Here is a 1029-nt window from a genome sequence, read left to right as displayed (position 1 = left end):
CGTCAACAGGAGGAACTGCCTTAGCAGGAACAACAGCGTTAAGCACAGGAACCTACTATGCATCACAAACAGTAAGTAGCTGTGAGAGTAGCAGAACCTCAGTAAGTGTAACAGTAAACACAACCCCAAGTGCACCAACAGCAAGTGCACAAGCATTCTGTAGTGCCGATAGTCCAACAGTAGCGGATTTAGTAGCTACAGGAACGGGAATCCAATGGTATGCAGCGTCAACTGGAGGAACTGCCTTAGCAGGAACAACAGCGTTGAGCACAGGAACCTACTATGCATCACAAACAGTAAGTAGCTGTGAGAGTAGTAGAACCTCAGTAAGTGTAACCGTAAATACAACCCCAAGTGCACCAACAGCAAGCGCACAAGCATTCTGTAGTGCCGATAGCCCAACAGTAGCTGATTTAGTAGCTACGGGAACGGGAATCCAATGGTATGCAGCGTCAACTGGAGGAACTGTCTTAGCAGGAACAACAGCGTTGAGTACAGGAACCTACTATGCATCACAAACAGTAAGTAGCTGTGAGAGTAGTAGAACTTCTGTAAGTGTAACCGTAAATACAACTCCAACCGCACCAACAGCAAGCGCACAAGCATTCTGTAGTGCCGATAGCCCAACAGTAGCGGATTTAGTAGCTACGGGAACAGGAATCCAATGGTATGCAGCGTCAACTGGAGGAACTGCTTTAGCAGGAACAACAGCGTTGAGCACAGGAACCTACTATGCATCACAAACAGTAAGTAGTTGTGAGAGTAGTAGAACTTCTGTAAGTGTAACAGTAAACACAACTCCAAGTGCACCAACAGCAAGCGCACAAGCATTCTGTAGTGCCGATAGCCCAACAGTAGCCGACTTAGTAGCTACAGGAACAGGAATCCAATGGTATGCAGCGTCAACTGGAGGAACTGCCTTAACAGGAACAACAGCATTGAGCACAGGAACCTACTATGCATCACAAACAGTAAGTAGCTGTGAGAGTAGCAGAACCTCAGTAAGTGTAACCGTAAATACCACCCCAA

Annotated in this window: 1 protein-coding gene; it reads left to right on the top strand. The window is 46.8% G+C overall.

Features of this window, described 5'->3' with window-relative positions; all coding sequences use genetic code 11:
• The coding region (locus tag ACXAG7_RS19870; protein ID WP_476667914.1) for an Ig-like domain-containing protein at positions 1–1029 on the top strand (1029 nt) is incomplete at both ends.

This window comes from Tenacibaculum sp. AWR4_210 (assembly GCF_056160945.1).
This window is presented reverse-complemented; position numbering and strand designations above follow the sequence as displayed.